The organism is Pseudomonas sp. TE9122 (genome assembly GCF_056278925.1).
Genome location: NZ_JBWBQI010000001.1, coordinates 169485 through 188866, shown reverse-complemented (window position 1 = coordinate 188866; position 19382 = coordinate 169485). Strand labels below are relative to the sequence as shown.

Here is a 19382-nt window from a genome sequence, read left to right as displayed (position 1 = left end):
CGAAACGCCGCGTACGGTTACCGTTCGCGGCGCTTTGCTGTGCGGAGCGACATCAGCGCAGCGCTGCGATCACCGCTGTCAGGCTGACCGTGGCCTCTGCGCCGCGCACAGTGGCAAACGCTTCCAGCCCTTGAGCCAGCGTGAACGTGTACGGCCGCCCGGCAATGGGCAGCATCAGTAGCAGTGGGCGTTGTCCGTCGAAATTACGCAAGATCAGACTGTGCCCGGAGTCCGGATCGGTCAGTACCACACCGTCATCGACCCGTGACATCCACCAATGCCCGCACTCGTCCAGATCCAGATCCAGCAGGCAAGGTTCCGCCGTTTCAGCATCCGAAGCCTGTCGTCCATCGACCACGATGCAGTCCAGGCGCTGGGAGGAAACTTGCGACAGCCGATAACCCGAGGTCTGCGCACCGAAAGTCAGCAGCAGCCTGGCAACGCCATCGGGCAACAATGTTTCGATCTCTGTGATGTCATCACCTACCTCAAGCACCATGACCTCGGCGTCGCGATGGGCATAACTGTCGGGCAGCCAGACGCCGTCGTTCGGGCCGGCGCTGAAAATCAGTTGGTCGAGCGGGTCGAACAGCATCGGCTGCTTCGACCCGCGCGTACCGAGGAATGCCGACCACTGTCCGTCACTGCGCCCGGACAGATCAAACAGCCGATCAAGTTGCGGCAGGTAATACAGATAGCGTCCGGTTGCACTTGCCACTTGTATGACAGGCGCGTGGGCATGCCCGTGCAACAATGCTCGCAGGCGTGCACGTAACTGTTCATCGCTCTGCCCCGGCACATGAGACCAGCGATTTTCCACGCCTACGACCATTGCCGGTTGGTTATCCAGCAATTGCAGATGCACCCCGTCGAGGGTCTGCGCAATCAGCCCTTCACCCTGGCGCCGCACCTCAGCAAAAGTCCATGACGTCCAGACCTTTTCAGGCCTGTCGAGCACCTCCGGTTTCAGCAAACGATGGTCAGCGGCAAACACTCCCCGCAATGCTTCGATCGCCATCAGCGGCTGGCGGTAAAGTTGTCCGGTGCTGACCTCAAGCAACCAGACAGCGCTTTGATCCGGGGTCAGACCGAGCAGCGCCAGCTCCTTGCCCTGACCGATATCGGCCACAGCGACTTTGCCATCGACACACCACGCCGTCAGGAACGCCTGACCTGCCCCATCACGTAAACCGAAGACCGGGAACGGCAGCAACGGCGCTTTCGTGGCCAGCGAATGCAATGCGCTCAACCAATCGGGATGTCGCTGCAGCCAACGCTGCCCGACACCGGCGAACCGGAGAATCGAAGGCTTATCGGCCTGATCGAGCCATGCCTCATCGCTTCTGTGCGCAAGGGAAGGTACCCCGTACTGAAACACAATCACCTCGTCGATCGCTGCCGCTGCCGGCACGTCGACGATATCGACCTCGAACAGACGGCCGTCGTCCTTGGTGGCGATGAAGCGCTGATTTGTCTGAGTGACCTCCACCACATCGCGCTCGATCACCACATTCTGCCAATGACCGACACGGGGTTCGATGCCGCGGCTGATCGTCCGCTCCTGCTGGCTATAGAACAGCACCGCGTTGTTTTCAGGGCTGGACGGCATCAGCATCAACAAGTCTTCGGGCCAGGACAGGTCGTGCCTGGCCTGAATGCACTTGCCCGTCGTCTTGTTCAGCCAAGCCCTGTCGCGCAACTGCGACCCGGCATAGCCCTCGACAACAATGAACGGAGCACAAGACCAATGTCTGCTGCTGGCGGCCATGTCTGACGAGACGCCCATGTCCGGGGCATCGGTTTGTCGAAGCGCTTCACGCGGCTCGAACCGATAGTCCTCGGCGGCAAAAGCGATCTGGCAAGCGGTCAGTACTACATGCTGCCCGCTAATCCGGTACTCGACCGTGGTGGTGCCATGCAACGCTTCTGCCGTCAGCCTCTGCGCAATCCGCAGCGCTCCATCGGCTTGTTGTCGGCAGCCGATGATGGTCGAACCTGTACGCGGATTTTTCAGACGGTAGCGATGCTGGACAGTGCCGGTCAGCACATCGACCCGCCATACGGATGGATGATCGGAATGGTAGAACCACGCATGGCCGGCGTTGACGCCTGCCAGAACCACACCCTCGTTCACCTCCAGCGGCAGGTTACGCGCGAACAGCACCCGATCCCGCGCAGTGTCGTAATAGCCGGTAGTCACCACTGGCCGGTTCGGCGAATCGAACGGCACTCTGAAGTTACGCAACGGCAAATAGGCTGCGGTCAGTTGCCCGCTTGCGACCTGAGCGCGCAAATAACGCTGCACCGGCGCAGGGATGCCGCTGGCGGTCATGGTTGCGCTACGCAGTTGAGTCGCAGCGTTGTTTTCGTAGTCGAGGACAACGGCGATCAGATGCAGGCTGCGGCCCGTCCAGTCGATCCGGAACAGCCCCTCGGCCAGCTCGATGACGCCGTCAAAACGATTCAACACGAGGCCATCGACCAGCATGTCAGGTGCGCTGTCGATGCTGCCCCGTGATGTTGCACGAAAGCTGACCTGCTCGACCCGTGCCCAGGACGCCTGCACCGTCCAGGTCACCCGTTCCCAGCCCTGCGCTTGTTCGAAATTCACCGCCAGCAGGCCTGGCACCAACCGAATTCGGTATTGCCCCTGCGGCGCGGTGATCCAGTAGGCAATCTTCTTGCGCCACTCTGGTGGCAGGTCCGGAACCAACAGCTGACTGACCTCTGCGCTCAACTGCACCTTGATCGTCGTGGCCATGAATACCGGATGCAGCTTGTAGAGGATGTGTGGCGCAAACGGCGTACTGAACAGGTAAAACACCCGGTTACCGAGCGCGTCATATTCCAGCTGATGTGCCAGGCGGTCGTGCAACCGCGGGTAGCGGGTTGTTGAAAAGGGCACGGTCCCGGCGCTGCCGAGTTGATATTCATAGCCGTAGTAACAGATTGGCGAACAAGGCAGCACGACCATCGTGGGCAAAGTACCCCAGACGCTGCCGACAGCAGGACGTTGAAAGGCTCTGGGGATGTTGATCGCAGCATGCCGCCTGGCAGGATCATCGTCGTATTGCGGCAATTCCAGTGCACAGCCCTTCCAGGGGTAAAACTTCTGCCCTTCGAACGCCACCCTTCTGCTGTGCAGATCCACCTCGGTAATCACTGCCAGTGCGGGGAACTGCAAGACCGCACCAACGCTTTCGTAAGACTGCTGATAAGCGTCGTGAATCTGCGAGAGGTGCTCGCCGATGGCCGCAGCCTTGTCCATGATCTGCCCGAGATTGCTGGCAATGGCGGTCACCCCGATACCGACGCCCAGTAGCGGCACGGCCAGCGCTGCGGCGAACGCGCCCACCGTTCCGCCCGCCGCCAGGGCGACAATATCCAGACCCAGCGCCGCCGTATTGAACGCCAGAGACGTAGAGAATCGCGCTCGCTGCTCATGATTCTCTGCCTGCGTCAGGTTGTAGATGTCGAAACCGATATTGGCCACGGAAAATGCCACCCCGATACCCGTGGCGGCCTGCCCGGCCAGACGTGCGGAGAACGAGGTCTGCTGCAACGCCCGCTCGGCCACCGCTAAATGGCGCACCAACTGGATGACCTGCACCGCATCGCTGGCCACACCAAAGCCCAGCTGTGCATAACTGACGTACACCTGAAGTTGCAGGGCGACGGTCAGTGTCGGCGCCGTATCGCCAGCGCGGTACTCGCGCTGGCGCATTTCACTGATCAGCGTCTGGATCGCAAAGGCGAAACTGAGTCGGCTGCCACCGTCGTGATCAGCCGTCTGCCCGGGCCTGGCCGCACCGCCCTGCACGAGTCGTTCGACGTATTGCCTGATTCTCTGAAAGCGCGAATCCCGGGTGCTGACCGTCCGGGCATTTTGCGCATTGCGCAGATCCATCAGGGTAATGCTGTGGCCGCCGTCGGCGTTTTTGCTGTGGGTATCGAGCAACGGCACGTAATCACGCGCCAGGTTGTGCTCACGGCGCAAACGCTCGGTCGCCTGCTCAAGCTCGCTGGCCCAGTAGCGCGCATCCAGTTGCGCCAGGCTGGTGCCCAGTCGAGCGTTTTCCCCAAGAGATCGGGTACGGGCCAGCGCTTGTTTGTGCCAGATCGAGGCTCCCTGCGGATCGGCCAGTGCAACGTTGTGCAGAAAACTGTTCACACGCAGATCCGATGACAGCCTGCGTTCGGCGATAGCCGCAGTGTCCAGCTCAGTGACGGTGAACTGCGCCGTGGCCATCTCACCCAGACCATAAAGCTTCGCCAGCGCGTTATCGTCCGCGCTCAGATAACGCTCTACGCCACGCTGCAACTGCGCACCATCGGCAAAACCATAGAGAGCAAAGTTGGGGTCGTAGAAGCGATAGGCCGCGTGCTCACCAATTTGCACTTTGGCCAGCAGCAGGGCGTGGTCGCCGGTGTCGAGCAGCAGCACCGCAGGCACGGCGCTAGCGTCCAGCGCAGCCATGATGCTGTCCAGGCGTTGCACGCCGCGAACGCTGCCGACCTCGCCGGTGGGCAAGGCGCGCAGTTCGTCCAGCGCACTGCGCAACGCCCGCGAGCCAAGTTCGTCGGGACTCACGCTGGCGCTGGCGACATGCCCGACCAACGCCCGTTCCGCCGGCTCGCCGGCTGCCACTGCGGCGCCCATCAGCAGCGCCAGCGGATAACAGCGGCGCCCCGGGTCGCCCGCGTTGCGCTGCAACAGATCCTGCGGCAACTGCTTGACCGACACCGCACCAGCCTTGGAAAAGGTGTCACGCACTTGTCCGCTGCGCTGCAGGATCTGCGTGCGAAACTCCCGCTGCGCGCTGTGCTTGATCTGGCCGATACGTTCGCCCCACTGGCGCAGCGTCAGCGGCTCGGACATGGCTTGAACCTTGAGTTCGCGGGTCGTCGATGTGGCCGTCGGCAGGTCGCGTTCCAGTCCGTTCTCGAACGCCGCCGAGCGGCGCTGGCGCACGGCTTTTTCAATCGCATCGTAGCGCGCGAAAGTGCCGTCACGGTCGGTGGCGATGGCCAGGTCGCGCACCTGTTGCCAGGTATCGGCGAACCCGACATCGTCCACGCTCGTCGCGCCGAAAATCCCCCCGAGCACGACTCGCATCGCGGGGCTCAGTTGTTCCAGCGGCAGCGTACCGTGGGCGATCCGGCTGAACAGTTCGTTGAGATGGCTGACCGATTCCGCACCATGGGAGGTCGGCACAACCACAGGTCCTTGCGCCAGCACTTGCTGACGGGCGTCGAAGTCGATGACCACGGCTTGAGCGAAATTGACCTCCCCGCTCAACTTGTCTCGCATCGCTCGAATGAACGGCTCGCCCAGATCATCCATCAAGCGTTGCAGCACTGAGGTCAACAGCACCGGTTTGCCCTCGACAACGGGCCAGCCGCGCTCGAAGGTCAGGCTTCGATCGCTGAGCAGGTTGGACAAGCGTCCGGCATAACGAGACTTGAGCTTTCCCTCGGCCCACCGGGCGTGTTCCTTCTCCAGCCAGTCTTTTTCCGTGCCCCGGACGATCCAGCCGGAAATGGTTTCCTCTTCGGTATTGACGTTGTAGCCCTCGCGCAGACGCTGTTGCGCCAGCACCTGACGAGTGAAAAACGGATCGCAATTGGCTTCGATATATTCATGTAATCCAGCGAGTGCCGCGCCCGGGCCGGTGAGCGTTACCGTACCCGCCGCGTCATTGCGGATACCGTCCCGATAATAGGTGACAACCGCTTTAAGCAATTGGTAGGCATAAGCTTCATTCCAGCTGGTGAAGTTCGACCTGACCAACATCTCTTCAATGACTGTCGCCGCGACCGTGGTCAGGTTTTCACCGTCGGCCCAACCGGATGCCGAGTTGGCCATGCGCTTTTCAACTTCAGCGAGCACGTCGTAATTAAGCCGAATGACTTGCATGATCGACATCGTCATGCCGCTGCCCGGCTGGGCGATGAAATGAGCGTTCATTTCTTCATTGATTTGCAGCCCCATGCGAAAGCCGTTCTCCGCAGCCTCCACGACTTTTGGCGCTATGAACAGTTCAAGGACGTCCGGTTTACTGCGAGCAAAATCCTCGAGAAGTTGTTTATGTTGCTCTGGAAGACTGTCGGTCCTGTCGGGGTAATGCTGCGGATCGCGCCCCGGCATCAACTGCGGATTGTTGTTCAACAGAAGTTGCAGAACCGCGATTTTCTGCGTCTGGCTGTAATCGCTGATATCGACACCGCCCAACTTGTCGAGCAGTGGCGGCAGATAATCCATGTCGGTATAACGCCCGCCTTCACGAAATTCCGCCTGCAAGCGCACCACATCGCTCGCTGCGGCGAAGTTGCCGCGCATCGACACTTCGCGGCGGTAGACGTCCGCCAACAAGTCATCGGCAAAGACGTGAGTGACATCGCGCAATTGCAGATCCGGCCCCACCATCGCCAGATGGCTGTCGAGGCAGCGCTGACGAAAATCCTGCAGCCTCGCGCGGTCCTTGCCATAAGCACGCACCATCAGATCGATGCGTGCTTCATCGGTCCGCCCCTTCCACCTCGGCTGGCTGAGGTAGTCGAACATCTGCTGTTTCAACACCCGTGCACGCTCTTCAATCATCGTCGCCAGTTGCCCGGCATGCTTGAGGGCTGCACCGCCGGATGCCATCGCATCAGCCCTGGCGCTGTCGAGAATGATCCGGTTCATCTCGAAAGCCAGTAACGCATCGCTGTCGTACCAGAGATTGAAGCGGTAACCCTGCGCCGCCATCACCTGGCGCCAGATATTCATGTAATCGCGCTGATTGACACCGACTTCGCTGCCGCCAACCCAGACGAAATGGATGACTTTCGGCACCGGCCGGGTCGGCCCCGACAACATTTCCACGGTCGTCAAAAGCCGTGACAGATAACGTTGCAGCCCTCGCGCAATGTCATCGACAGCCACCGGAACAGGGGTTTTATTGCGTTTCAACAACGCTGCAAGTTGCTCTTGAAACAGGCTCGCCAGGGTCAACAACGACACCGGGTCGGTCGTTTGACCGGCTTGCTGGTAATAGTCGTTCAGCGCTTGATATTGGGGGGTGGCAGAAAGCTCCCGCAATGCTTTTGAGAGTACGGAATACTCTTGCGCAGAAATGAATGCTCGCCCGAACGAGTAATCGTTTTTTAAAGCCATCACACACTCCTTGTTTACTTAATGGCCCATTGACGCGCGCACTTTCGCGCCGCTGCAGAGCGGTAAATTGATTTGAACGACACTCGACAAGTGCTATGAACACAGCACCCTAGTGGGCGAATACGCGCCACACAAACAACAAGGAATACAAAGCTTGTCCCCGGCAATATCTGATGGCACCGAAGCACTATGCTGTAACGGCTGCGAAATAATTAGCGGACCGGCGCGACCGTCGGGCAAAAAAAATGGCCCTGCCCTGTGGGACATGACCATTGTTTATTGCTGGTGGAAAACAATTGAAACTTCAATCGGACTTACAACCGCTCAAACTTTCCCAAAGCCGAATATTGAATGAGCGGAGGGTTTTTCAGACAGCGGTTTTTCACCATACCAACGCGGCGTGTAAACCCACTCACCGCCTCCGGCACGGGCGAAGGTGCAGGTGGTCGAAGAACCGATCAGCACCATGGTGCGCATGTCCACCTGTTCCGGTGTCAATGCGCCCAGGGTCGTGGTGCGCAGCGTCTGCCCCGGCCGGCCGATGTCCCGGCCGAGCACCACCGGTGTTTCAGGCGAGCGGTGCTGCGCAACGATCTCCAGCGCCCGGCCCAGTTGCCACGGGCGCGCCCGGGAAATCGGGTTGTAGAACGCCAGGGCCAGATCCGCTTGGGCGGCCAGATCCAGACGTTTCTCGATGATCGCCCAGGGCTTGAGGTTATCCGACAGTGACATCACGCAGAAGTCGTGGCCCAGCGGCGCACCGGCCTGAGCCGCAGTGGCCAGCGAGGCGGAGACGCCGGGGAGGATTTCCAGATCAACGCTGTGCCACGCCGGATCGTCCGATTCGTGCAGGGCTTCGAGCACCGCAGCGGCCATGGCGAATACGCCCGGGTCGCCCGAGGAAACCACGATCACCGAGCGGCCTGCGGCGGCGAGCCTGAAGGCATGGCGGGCACGCTGCATTTCTTCACGATTGTCGGTGCAGTGCTGCACCTGATCGTCGCGGAACGGGCCAGCCATGCGCACGTAGGTTTCGTAGCCCAGCACATCGGTGGCGCGGGCCAGTTCGGTTTTCACCGCTGGCACCATCAGTTCTGCGGCGCCGGGGCCAAGGCCAATGACCGCGAGGCGACCGCGCGGGCGGCCGATCTGCGCGACGTCCAGCGGTTGCTCGGCAATCGCGATCGCCAGATGTTCTGCGCAGATCACGGTCGCCGCTGGCACTGCCACGCGGGCCAAAGTCTGAAGATCGTTTTGCGCCGCGACGAAGCGCAGTGGCACGCCCAACTCGAGCGCAGCCTCGCGCAAACTCGATGAGGCCATTTCAGCGTCTGCTGCCACCAGACACGCCAGTGCCGGCACGGCGACACTGGCCTGTTGCAACGCAGCGCGAACGGCGTTCGGCAGATCCGCCACGTCAGCGCTCACTGCCACCGCCACACTGCGCGGGTAAATCAGCAATTCATCGGCGCTGGCCACCCGCTGCACACTGCTCACATGAATCGACCGCTGCGCCTGCGGATCCTGCGGCAACTGCGCCTGATCGAGCCATGGCGCCGCGCCTTCGATCCGCACGCTGTGCCCGGCGAGCAGGTCGGAAACGAAGCGTTTGCCCGATTCCAGATCCGCCAGTGCGTAGCCGCTTGGCGGATTGAGCAGGCAGGTACCAAAGCGCAATTCGCCGCTGGTGGTGATCGCCGGCGCCACTTGCAACGCCGCCGCGATCTCCCGGGCCATGACGTTGACCCCGCCGAGTCCACCCAGCAATGGCACCACCGCGCTGCCGTCTTCGGCCACCGCCAGCACCGCCGGTTCGGCGCCTTTCTCCAGCAACAGCGGCGCCAAGGTGCGAATGACAATCCCCGCCGCGCACAGGGCAATGATCGGCGTGTCCTGTTGATACAACGCGCGCAGGGTCGCGCCGAATTCCTCATAGCTGCTGTCGGCGCCTTCAACCCGTCCGGCAAGGCCATGGATTTGCGCCGCCGGGTAGACCTGCTGAATGCGCCGCGCCGTCGCGAGGCTGCCCTGGCCGAGAATGACGATGGCGGGAGTCGTTTGGCTCATCAACCTTGCCACCGTTCGCCCGGGACGATGATCAGCGAGAAGTACGGCGAGGACATCGGCTCGACCTGATCCATCGGCACGATCTTCTGGTTGGCCATGGTCGCGCGCTCGACATACAACGCACGCTCGGCGAGGCCGAGTTCTTCCAGCACCTGACGGACCTTGGGAAAGTTGCGCCCCAGTTTCATGATCACCGCCGCATCGGCATCGGCCAGACGCCGTTTCAGTTCTTCGTGGGGCAGCACGCCGGAAAGCACCGACAGGCTCTGATTGCGATACACCAGCGGCGCGCCGAGCACCGAAGCGCCGCCGAGCATCGAGCACACGCCGGGCACGACTTCGGCCTCGTAGCGGCTGGCGAGACGATCATGCAAATACATGTAGGAGCCGTAGAAGAACGGGTCGCCTTCGCAGATCACCGCTACGTCGCGGCCGGCGTCCAGATGCTCGGCGACCGCCACAGCGGCTTCGTCGTAGAAATCACTGATCACCTGCTCATACGACAGCGGCGCCGGCAACGCCTCGGTGGTCACCGGATAGACCAGCGGCAGCAGGTTCTGCGCCTCGACCAGATGCGCCTCGATGATCCCGAACGCATTGCCCTTCTTGCCCTTGGCCACGAAATACGCGACCACCGGCGATTCGCGCAGCAGGCGCAAGGCTTTGACAGTGATCAGTTCCGGATCACCGGGGCCGACACCGAGGCCGATCAGACGTCCTTTGGCCTGCATCATTCGATCTCCGTGGCGAGGGCATTGACGGCGGCCGCGGCCATGGCGCTGCCGCCCAGCCGACCCTGCATGATCACGAACGGCACGCCGCGACTGTCGGCGGCCAGCGCCGCTTTCGATTCGGCAGCGCCGACGAAGCCGACCGGGAAGCCAAGGATCAGTGCCGGTTTCGGCGCGCCGGCGTCGAGCATTTCCAGCAAGTAGAACAGCGCGGTCGGTGCGTTGCCGATCACCACCACACTGCCTTCGAGGTGCGGGCGCCACAGTTCCAGCGCGGCAGCCGAGCGGGTGTTGCCCAACTCGCGGGCGAGCTCCGGCACGCTGTCGTCGCGCAAAGTGCAGATCACTTGGTTATTGGCCGGCAGGCGCGTGCGGGTCACGCCTTCGGAGACCATCCGCGCGTCGCAGAGAATCGGCGCACCGGCCGCCAGTGCATCGCGCCCGGCCTTGCCCGCGCCCTCGGAGAATTGCAGACCGTCGATGGCCTCGACCATGCCGCAGGCGTGGATCACTCGCACCGCAAGTTTTTCCAGATCGGCGGGAATGCGCGCCAGATTGGCCTCGCGGCGAATGATCGCGAAGGAGTTGCGATAGATCTCCTGACCGTCGCGGATGTAATCAAGCATCAAGGGGGCTCCGGGAGCGGGCGTCGAGCAGGGTCGCGGCCGCTTCAATAGTAAGATTGCAGGCGTGCAGCGTGCCGAATCCGGGCTGTGCTGCATCGCGAAAATAGAGGTCGTAATGACCGGGGGCAACGGCCAGCAGCGTCGCTGGCGCGCAGTGGGCGGCGGCGCAGGAGCGCGAGCAACCCGACAGGTGCACGCTGAGGCCTGCGGGCAGCAGAGGTGCAAGTTGCCGGGCATCCTGTTTGGTGTCGGCAAGGCCTTTGCCGCAGCCATCGGCGCCGGTGCAGGCGATCAGGCGAGCCAGTGGCTCGGCCTCGGTCGTCAACAGGTCCAACGCCCGCAACTGCTCAAGCACGTTGTCGGTATCAGTGGCTTTCACGTTCGGCAGCAGCAGGCTCTGCCACGGCGTGAAGCGCAGACTGCCATCGCCAAATTGACGGGCCAGTTGTGCCGCGCCACGCAGCATCGCCGGATCAAGTCGGCCCAGTGGCGGCACCGCGCCGACGTAGCAGAGACCTTGCGTGTTCTGCTGATGAGCGCCGATGTGCAGCGCGTCTGCCGACGTCGGGCGCTGCCAATTGCTGATCGCCTTGAGCGATACGCGCTCGCGCAACGATTCAAGAAAGGCGAGCCTGGGCAACTCGTCGAGCAGATGGCGCATCCGTGTTTGCTCTGGCCGGGCCAGGTCGAGGAACAACTCCAGCGCGGCGACCACCAGCGCGTGAGCGTTGTCCTGGGTCACAGCGCCGAGCGGGCGATCGGTCGGGCAACCGGCCAGACCGAATGCCCAGAGGACATCGCCGTCGCGCTCGAACGTCGACAGCCACAGATCATGGGGGTGCTCAAGCATTGCCAGCGCTTCGCCGCCATCGAGCTGCACGGCGAACTTGGCGCTCAACTCATGGAAACGTGGATGGCATTGCAGCGTGTCGAGGATTTGCCCGGCGAGCGGGCGTGTATCGATACGCATCTGCCGATCGATTCCGGCGGCCGGGCTGAGCATCAGATTGCGCACATCGTCGCCGGCGGCGTGCTTCGGCCCAAGGCCGGCGGCCAGCAAACACTCGATCAGCGCTGCCGATTGTGCACCGATGCCGCGAATCTGCAGGTTGCCGCGATTGGTCGCTTCGATCGCACCGCTCGCAAACGCTTCGGCGGCAGCGGCCACCGCATCGGCCTGATCGGCACTGATCGAACCGCCATCAAGCTTGATCCGACAGATACCGCCGTCCAGTGCCTGGACGATACGCAGCAACCCCGGGCAGGCCGAGGGGCGTAAGGCAGTGGACATCGGGCGTTCGTTCAAGGGGCTGACCGGTTGTGTGGCAGAAGCGCTTCGCGGGCGAAGGCGCAGTATTATGCCTGCTTTGCCCACCGGTATGAAAAGTCTGCCCTCTGTCTCGACCGGTGGGGCAGGCAGGCGTCAGTTGTTGCCTCTGCCGCGCTCAGGTCAGGGCGATAATCTGCGTTTCGCGCCGCTCACCCAATAACGCAATAATCCTGGCTCTCGAGAAACAGTAATCATCGGCATCTATAAGAGCCTTGTAGCAATCAACAGCAAGGTTGCCCACTATCTGCTCGGCATTGAAGCGTCGCTCAAGCACATTGCCCGGAACAGGCTCTTTGACGGCAAACGAAATGACGACCATCGTAATCGTTGATTCCGCAGATACGCTGCCAAGCATGAAGCGAATCGACTTGCCCTCTTGCAGAATATTTCGCTGAAGCAACTCAAGGGCCGCACCGTTGCTCTCCAGTTGCGAGGTCAGATTGGCAATTACCTGTTGGTTCAAAACTGCCGGCGCCCAACCTTGCAAGAGTTCTTGAGTCAACTCCAGCAGAGTAAAAGTATCGGGCGTAGTGACCGGCGCGCTGATAACCGGATCGTCGAAAAACAAAGCACCGGTGACTTTCAAAGCCGTTTTATTGGCGTCATTCCATGCCTCGCATTCAACAGCATCGGGAACTTTATGCGAGGCGACCGTTTGTGAATAAAGCAGCGCATCGAGACTGTCGTTAATGTCAGATGCCGACAGCTCTTTACTCACCAGCACTAATGCCCCTGCGCATACGAAAACCTTCGAAATCGCGAACATTTGCATCTCCCACAAAAAAACCAGAGGCTTGCGCCTCTGGCATTAATCACTTTCAGACCGATTGGCCAAATTCGTAGCTGAGCGCTTTCTCACGCTGCTCAGTCAGAGCCTTGACAATCAACGGTTCAACCATTGCATAGTCTTCCTCATCCATATACATAGTGGCGCCAGCGTTATAAATCTCCACAGCAGATGTTGCCCATTCTACAAACAGTACTTTGGTAGGTTGAGCCGAAGCCAGATATTGCACAGCGGCGATTGCCAGGGTGATACCACCCTCATCATCCTGCGAAGCCGCACTCATGCAAAAGTTGCCACCTTCGGCTTTCTTCGAGTTGTTCTCGAACAGCGTCAGGGCCTGTGGTTCATTTTTCAGTGCATCCATGGTCGCATCTGCCACAGAGGACAATACTTTAAGGGCTGCCTGGCCCTGTCCTACTGCTGCACCAACAGCGGTATGCAGAACAGACAGGACAACATTATCCATGGTCAATTTTTGCGAAGTAGCGGTATATCGATTATAAGGCTGGCTGAAAGCAAACCAGCCAGCCAGTTTCATCAATCGCATAAACTCGTTATAGCGCTGTTCCTTTTGGTTGGACGCCGGATATTTGAGCAAGGCAACCAGATCGGCATACATGTAGGTGTTTTTAACGATTCGCTTGCTGCGTTTGGACATGCTTGCATCAAAGCCTGCAATACCCGAGCCCATGATTGCAGCATTCAGTTCATCTTTATCAATCGGCAAGCTACTGCCAACACTTGCCGAACGCGAGCGCAGCACTGGCTGCGCAGCGATAAACTCATTGGTTTGTGCAATCAAACTAAACCGCTCAACAGCGGAGATTACATCTTTATTCAGCTCAGTCATAAATGAATTCCTTTCATGATTAAAACACCGACTTGGTGTGGAAAACAAACTAACCACAGCACCGGAGTTAATCAAATCGAAAATCCATGCATTTAATTTCAGACCGTCATACAAACCATCAAACAAAGCTGTACAACTAATATCAAGCGCCCCGAGCCAACTCAATTTCACGCGTGCGCATATCAAGCACTGCAGCAGCCAACTGAAGCCGATTTTCATTTATCGCGGCAGACCTGATCAAAAAGCGCCTGGAGCGGATATCAAGCTCCGAACCCGTATGCTGAATAGTCCAGAACAAATAGGTAGAGGACCACTTCGCATCAAGCAAGCGAACATTACTGACGACAATCTCCAACTCCCTATTGAAATTGTACTGAGCAGGAGAAAAACGAAAATCGCTCCATTCCCGAGCGCTGCCTCTAAATACGTCTATGGCGTCCGAATGTGTCTCAAGCATATGGAACGCTTCCTTCATTAGCGCGACTTTCTCCCGACTTAGTTGTTGCGACAAGGATCGCGCCCAGACGTCCAGCGCATTGCCGGTAAAGTTCTTGTCAACATGGATTACCGGAGCTTGCTCCAGGCTCCAGCCGACAGACCAAAGCACCCCGGAATAATATTCGAACCAAGCAGCTGGCTCACTGTTTCTGTTATGACGCAAATCGGCTCTGTATTCTGCCCAGCGCATACTGTCTTTGACGAATCGTTTGTCTTCCGCAGTCAACCCGGAAAAGTAGGACAACAGATTATTCCCCATCACCGTCGCACTGCCTTGGTCGGGCAGTGCTGAGATACTGTTCAAAACATCGCTCATTTCAATTATCCATTCGATTATTCAATTTACTAAAAAAGTACCTTCCGGATAGCCACAAGCACTTCCAGCGGAACGCCAATTCAATACTTGCGAAGAACTCGAAAAATCACAAAAGACAATGTAAACATTCAATGTCGGCGCTCCTCAAAAAAGGACAGCAGCCAGTTATCGATTGTCGCGTTATCATGTCGCCCGCTTCGCTGGACGCAGGATCTGGAGTATGAAATGGGCGATTGGCTGACCGTTGTGGGTATTGGTGAAGACGGCTTCAAAGGCCTGGGCAAGAACGCCCGGCGTGCTCTGATGGGCGCCTCGCGGATCGTCGGCGGCCAGCGTCAGCTGGATCTGCTGCCGCCGTGCATCGGCGGCGAGCGGCAATTGTGGCCGAGTCCGTTTTCCCTCGCGCCGGTGCTCGAGTCGCGTGGCGAGCCGGTCTGCGTGCTGGCCAGCGGTGATCCGATGTTCTACGGCGTCGGTGCCAGCCTGGCGCGTCAGGTGCCGAGCGCCGAGATGGCGATCATTCCCGCTCCTTCGTCCTGCGCACTGGCGGCGGCGCGCCTGGGCTGGCCGTTGCAGGAGGTGACGATTGTGTCGCTGGTGGCGCGTCCGCTGGCGGCGCTCAATGCGCATCTGTTCAGCGGCGTGCGTCTGTTGTTGCTGAGCAATGACGGCAGCAGCCCGGCCGCCGTTGCGCAATTGCTCTGCGAACGTGGTTTCGGCCCAAGTCGCATGACTGTTCTGGAGCATTTGGGCGGCGACGCCGAACGGCGGATCGATCGCAGCGCCAGTGACTGGGAAAATGCGCCGATTGCCGATCTCAACGTTATCGCTGTCGAATGTCTGGCCGAACCCGGTGTTACCGGCCTGTCACGCCTCGCCGGTCTGCCCGATTCGGCGTTCCGTCACGACGGCCAGCTGACCAAGCGCGACGTGCGCGCCATCACCCTCGCTCGCCTGGCGCCGAAGCACGGCGAACTGCTCTGGGATGTCGGCGCCGGCAGCGGCTCGATCGGCATCGAGTGGATGCGTGCGCACCCGAGCTGTCGCGCCATCGCGGTCGAGGCCGACGAGGGCCGTCAGCAATTGATCGAACACAACCGCGATGCGCTGGGCGTACCCGGCCTGCAACTGATTCGCGGCAAGGCGCCGCAAGCGCTCAATGGCCTTGAACGTCCGGAAGCGATTTTCATCGGCGGCGGCGTCACCCGTGAGGGTGTATTCGAGACCTGCTGGGACCAGCTCAAGCCCGGCGGCCGATTGGTGGCCAACGCCGTGACCCTGCAAAGCGAAGTCACCCTGATGCACTGGCGCGAACAATACGGCGGTGAGCTGACGCGCATCCATGTCGCCCAGGCGCAACCGCTCGGCGAGTTCGACACCTGGCGTCAGGCCTTGCCGATCACCCTGCTGGAACTGGTCAAACCCCTCGATGCGTGACGAAACCGCCGAACAGCCCGCGCCCCTGCGCAGCGGCCTCACCACCGGCAGCTGCGCCACCGCCACCAGCCTCGCCGCCGCGCGCCTGTTGCTCACCGGCATCAGCGCCGACGCGGTGCAGATCACGCTGCCCAAGGGCAGACAGGTGCAGATGCGCCTGGAGTTCTGCCGCTTGAGCGAGGGCGGCGCCGAGGCCGGTACGATCAAGGATGCTGGCGATGACCCTGACGTCACTCACGGCGCCCTGCTCTATTCACAGGTGCGACTGTCCGCCGAACCGGGAATCCACTTCAACGCCGGTGTCGGCGTCGGCACGGTGACCCGACCCGGTCTGGTATTGGCCGTCGGCGAACCGGCGATCAATCCGGTGCCGCGCAAAATGATCAGCGATCACCTGGCCTTGCTCGCCGTCGAAACCGGCTACGGCGGCGGCTTCGAGGTCACGGTCAATGTCGAGGGCGGCGCAGAACTGGCGCTGAAAACCATGAATCCACGACTGGGCATTCTTGGCGGCCTGTCGATCCTCGGCACCAGCGGCATCGTCCGGCCATTTTCCTGCGCCGCTTACATCGCCTCGATTCATCAGGGCATCGACGTAGCGAAAACCAATGGTTATCTGCACATCGCCGCGTGCACCGGCAACGCCAGCGAAGACACCATGCGCCGGGTCTACGACCTGCCGGAAATTGCCCTGATCGAGATGGGTGATTTCGTCGGTGCGGTCCTCAAGCATCTGCGCAAAGTGCCTGTGGATAAACTCAGCCTGTGCGGCGGCTTCGGCAAGATCAGCAAACTCGCCGCCGGGCATATGGATCTGCACTCACGGCACTCGAGCATTGACTTGCCGCAACTGGCCGAGTGGGCGGCGGCGATTGGCGCGGATGCGGCATTGCAACAGGGCATTCGCGAAGCCAATACCAGCCAACAAGCCTTGGCCATAGCCAGTGCGGCGGGCATCGCTTTAGGGGATGAGGTGTGTCGCCACGCATTGAATTTCGCCCGCAGCGTGGTACCGGCACTGGTCCAGGTCGAGGTGTTTGCCATTGATCGTCAGGGCGGGATTGTCGGGCACGCCGGAGGTTTTGCATGAAACGGATCCTGCTGCTTGGCGGTGTCACTGAAGCGCTGGCGATTGCCCGTACGCTCGGCCCGCAACATATCTACAGCCTCGCTGGCGTTGGCCGGGTGCCGAGCGATTTGCGCTGCCAGATTCGGGTCGGCGGCTATGGCGGCGCTGAGGGTCTGGCGCAGTTCATCGCCGATGAACGCGTCGATCTGCTGCTCGACGCCACGCATCCGTACGCCGCACAAATCAGCGCCAACGCCGCCCGCGCGGCACAGCTCGCCGGCATCCCCTGCTGGGCCTTGCGCCGGCCCGCCTGGCAACCGCAAGCAGGCGATGACTGGCGCGAGGTCAGTGACTGGGCCGAACTCATCGCCGCCCTCGAACCGTTCCACCGCCCGCTGTTCACGCTCGGCCGCGAACCGCTGCAACACCTCGACGAAATCCCGGCACACCAGTTCTGGACCCTGCGCGCCCTCGACGTCTATCCCGGCAACGCGCGCTGCGAAGTGATCGGCGCCCGTGGGCCGTTTCTGCTGGAAGACGAGCGCGCGCTGTTCGAGCGCAGGCAGATCGATGTGCTGATCAGCAAGAACAGCGGCAGCACCGCGACTGAGCCGAAGCTTGAAGTGGCGCGCGAGCGTGGCGTGCCGGTGCTGGTGTTGAAGCGCCCGGGGTTGCCGGGGGTTGATCGGGAGTTTGAATCAGTCGCTGAAGTCCTCGCTGCCCTTTCCCACTGAATCGGCACGGCGCTTTGTGGGAGCGAGCCTGCTCGCGAAGACGTCAGCACCAGTAGCCCATCAGTGCCTGACAAATCGCTTTCGCGAGCAGGCTCGCTCCCACAGGAACCGTGGATGTTGCTGATATCTGTGCACACTCACAAAATTTGTGGGAGCGGGCTTGCCCGCGAAGGCGTCAGGTCTGGCACTGCAAATTCAAGTAGCTACACTCCTTTAACAGCTCAATGCGACACCAAGCCGCACGACGCTTTTTTACTTATCGGCCCTGATCAGGCTAAATGGGCCGCGCCTGATCGCCCACCCAACGGACCTGTCCCATGAACCGACGCCGGTTAGCATTTGCCTGGATCGCCTGCTTTGCAGTGCTGTTCAACATGCTCGCCATGCCGCTGAGCGGGGCGATGGCGCAGGCGGCCAGTTCACCGGCCGAGCAGATACTCTGGAGCAGTTTCTGCACCGGCAGCGGCATGAAGATGGTGGCGATCGACATCGGTGCCACGGATCAGAAGGCCCCGCAAAACGACAACCATTCGAACATGCAGCACTGCTGGTGTTGCTCAGGCGGGGCGCCATTGCTGGCGCTGCCGGGGCATTCGCCGCAGCTGTATTTCGCGCAATTTGAAAGCAACCGCAGCGTTGCGCCCGCCTCCCTGCAAACCCCGACGCCGCGCCAGCAATGGCCGAGTCTCAATCCCCGTGCCTCCCCTCTGGTCTGATTGGTTCGCGCCCTGAATCCGCGTTTCAAATCGTTCTGGAGAACTGCCATGTTGAAGAAACTCTTCGTCCTCGCTGCGCTGCTTTTGCCGGCGTGCTTTGCCCATGCCCACGAATACAAGGTGGGTGCGCTGGAAATCGCCCATCCGTGGTCGCAGGAACTGCCGCCGAATGCGCCGACCGTCGCCGCCTACTTCATCATCCACAACACCGGCAAAAGCGCCGATCGCCTGCTCAGCGTCGACTCGCCCATCGCTGCACAAGCGCAGTTGCACGAGCACGTGATGCAGGGCGATCTGATGAAGATGCAGCAAGTGCCAAGCGTGGAAATCCCCGCCGGCGGCACCGTGACCTTCGCGCCGATGGCTTACCACGTGATGCTGCTCAACCCGAGCGATCGCAGCCTGCTCAGCGACGGCAAGCGTTTCCCGATGACCCTGCATTTCGAAAAGGCAGGTGACGTCAGCGTTGAAGTAGCCGTGCAGAAGAAACCGCCGGAATCGGCCCAGGGCCACGTGCACGCTCAGTAACTGTTTCGGCTGACTTCGCCCATGCGTCCGTTGCGCGCCAGGCCCGTCCCGCATCACCGTCAGACTCAAGCGCTGACGCGTGGCAGCTGGATCGCCCTGTTCGCCATGTTGATGATCTTCATCGGTCCACTGATTTCTCAGTCGATGCCGATGGATCAGCACGCCTCGACATCGATGCCAATGAGCATGGACATGTCGATGGACATGCCCGGCATGGATCACAGCGGCCACGCAGCCCAGCCTGCGGCCGAGCATTGCCCGCCGCAATCTTCGCATCACGTGCTGTGGGAAAAATGCGGCTATTGCAGCCTGCTGTTCAATTGCCCGGCACTGACCGGCGGCGGCGATTTCGTCGCTTTCAACATCCCGCCACCCAACACCTTCACCCCACCCTCCCCGCGTCTGGGCCATGCCCGCCAACCCTTCTTCCCCGGCGCCCGCACCCGCGCCCCGCCCATCGCCGCGTAAACACACACCTCTGATTGCACACGGTTGAGAAGACAGCACCAGGCTGCCGGCCGTGGTGTTCACGAC

Annotated in this window: 14 protein-coding genes; 6 read left to right on the top strand and 8 right to left on the bottom strand. The window is 60.8% G+C overall.

Features of this window, described 5'->3' with window-relative positions:
• Positions 1 to 52: 52 nt before the first annotated feature.
• The 8 genes from ACZ9BE_RS00755 to ACZ9BE_RS00720 form a co-directional block, all read right to left on the bottom strand.
• Positions 53 to 7159 (bottom strand): TcdA/TcdB pore-forming domain-containing protein, encoded by a 7107-nt coding sequence (locus ACZ9BE_RS00755; RefSeq protein ID WP_476248806.1) that lies wholly within the window; start codon positions 7157 to 7159, stop codon positions 53 to 55.
• 324 nt (positions 7160 to 7483) lie between these two features.
• On the bottom strand, positions 7484 to 9226 hold the full coding sequence (gene cobJ / locus ACZ9BE_RS00750; protein WP_476248805.1) for a precorrin-3B C(17)-methyltransferase: 1743 nt from the start codon (positions 9224 to 9226) through the stop codon (positions 7484 to 7486).
• Entirely contained in the window at positions 9226 to 9960 is a 735-nt protein-coding gene (locus tag ACZ9BE_RS00745) for a precorrin-2 C(20)-methyltransferase (protein WP_370695113.1), read from the bottom strand. Before ACZ9BE_RS00745 ends, cobJ begins: the two co-directional genes overlap by 1 nt.
• Positions 9957 to 10583, bottom strand: coding sequence for a precorrin-8X methylmutase (locus ACZ9BE_RS00740; protein WP_056787678.1), 627 nt, complete (start codon positions 10581 to 10583; stop codon positions 9957 to 9959). The genes ACZ9BE_RS00745 and ACZ9BE_RS00740 overlap by 4 nt, the downstream gene beginning before the upstream one ends.
• Complete coding sequence (gene cobG / locus ACZ9BE_RS00735) at positions 10576 to 11874, bottom strand: precorrin-3B synthase (protein ID WP_476248804.1); 1299 nt, start codon at positions 11872 to 11874, stop codon at positions 10576 to 10578. The genes ACZ9BE_RS00740 and cobG overlap by 8 nt, the downstream gene beginning before the upstream one ends.
• Positions 11875 to 12028: 154 nt before the next feature.
• A complete protein-coding gene (locus ACZ9BE_RS00730; RefSeq protein ID WP_476248803.1) occupies positions 12029 to 12679 on the bottom strand; it encodes a hypothetical protein in 651 nt (216 codons plus the stop codon).
• A gap of 52 nt (positions 12680 to 12731) precedes the next feature.
• A complete protein-coding gene (locus tag ACZ9BE_RS00725; protein WP_460059858.1) occupies positions 12732 to 13769 on the bottom strand; it encodes a hypothetical protein in 1038 nt (345 codons plus the stop codon).
• Complete coding sequence (locus ACZ9BE_RS00720) at positions 13693 to 14364, bottom strand: hypothetical protein (protein ID WP_150638214.1); 672 nt, start codon at positions 14362 to 14364, stop codon at positions 13693 to 13695. The genes ACZ9BE_RS00725 and ACZ9BE_RS00720 overlap by 77 nt, the downstream gene beginning before the upstream one ends.
• 225 nt (positions 14365 to 14589) lie before the next feature.
• Between ACZ9BE_RS00720 and cbiE the strand changes: the two genes are divergently transcribed.
• From cbiE to ACZ9BE_RS00690, 6 genes are all read left to right on the top strand, one after another.
• Positions 14590 to 15801, top strand: coding sequence for a precorrin-6y C5,15-methyltransferase (decarboxylating) subunit CbiE (gene cbiE, locus ACZ9BE_RS00715; protein ID WP_460160303.1), 1212 nt, complete (start codon positions 14590 to 14592; stop codon positions 15799 to 15801).
• Positions 15794 to 16891, top strand: a complete 1098-nt coding sequence (locus ACZ9BE_RS00710; RefSeq protein WP_460160302.1) for a cobalt-precorrin-5B (C(1))-methyltransferase — start codon at positions 15794 to 15796, stop codon at positions 16889 to 16891. Before cbiE ends, ACZ9BE_RS00710 begins: the two co-directional genes overlap by 8 nt.
• Entirely contained in the window at positions 16888 to 17604 is a 717-nt protein-coding gene (locus ACZ9BE_RS00705) for a cobalt-precorrin-6A reductase (RefSeq protein WP_460160301.1), read from the top strand. The genes ACZ9BE_RS00710 and ACZ9BE_RS00705 overlap by 4 nt, the downstream gene beginning before the upstream one ends.
• A gap of 317 nt (positions 17605 to 17921) precedes the next feature.
• A complete protein-coding gene (locus ACZ9BE_RS00700; RefSeq protein ID WP_041480684.1) occupies positions 17922 to 18320 on the top strand; it encodes a DUF2946 domain-containing protein in 399 nt (132 codons plus the stop codon).
• A gap of 48 nt (positions 18321 to 18368) precedes the next feature.
• Positions 18369 to 18848, top strand: coding sequence for a copper chaperone PCu(A)C (locus tag ACZ9BE_RS00695; protein WP_041480685.1), 480 nt, complete (start codon positions 18369 to 18371; stop codon positions 18846 to 18848).
• Positions 18849 to 18869: 21 nt separating this feature from the next.
• Positions 18870 to 19316 carry a DUF2946 domain-containing protein gene (locus ACZ9BE_RS00690; RefSeq protein WP_150638222.1) on the top strand — a complete coding sequence of 149 codons (447 nt, stop codon included), beginning with the start codon at positions 18870 to 18872 and terminating at the stop codon, positions 19314 to 19316.
• The last annotated feature ends 66 nt before the right edge of the window (positions 19317 to 19382 follow it).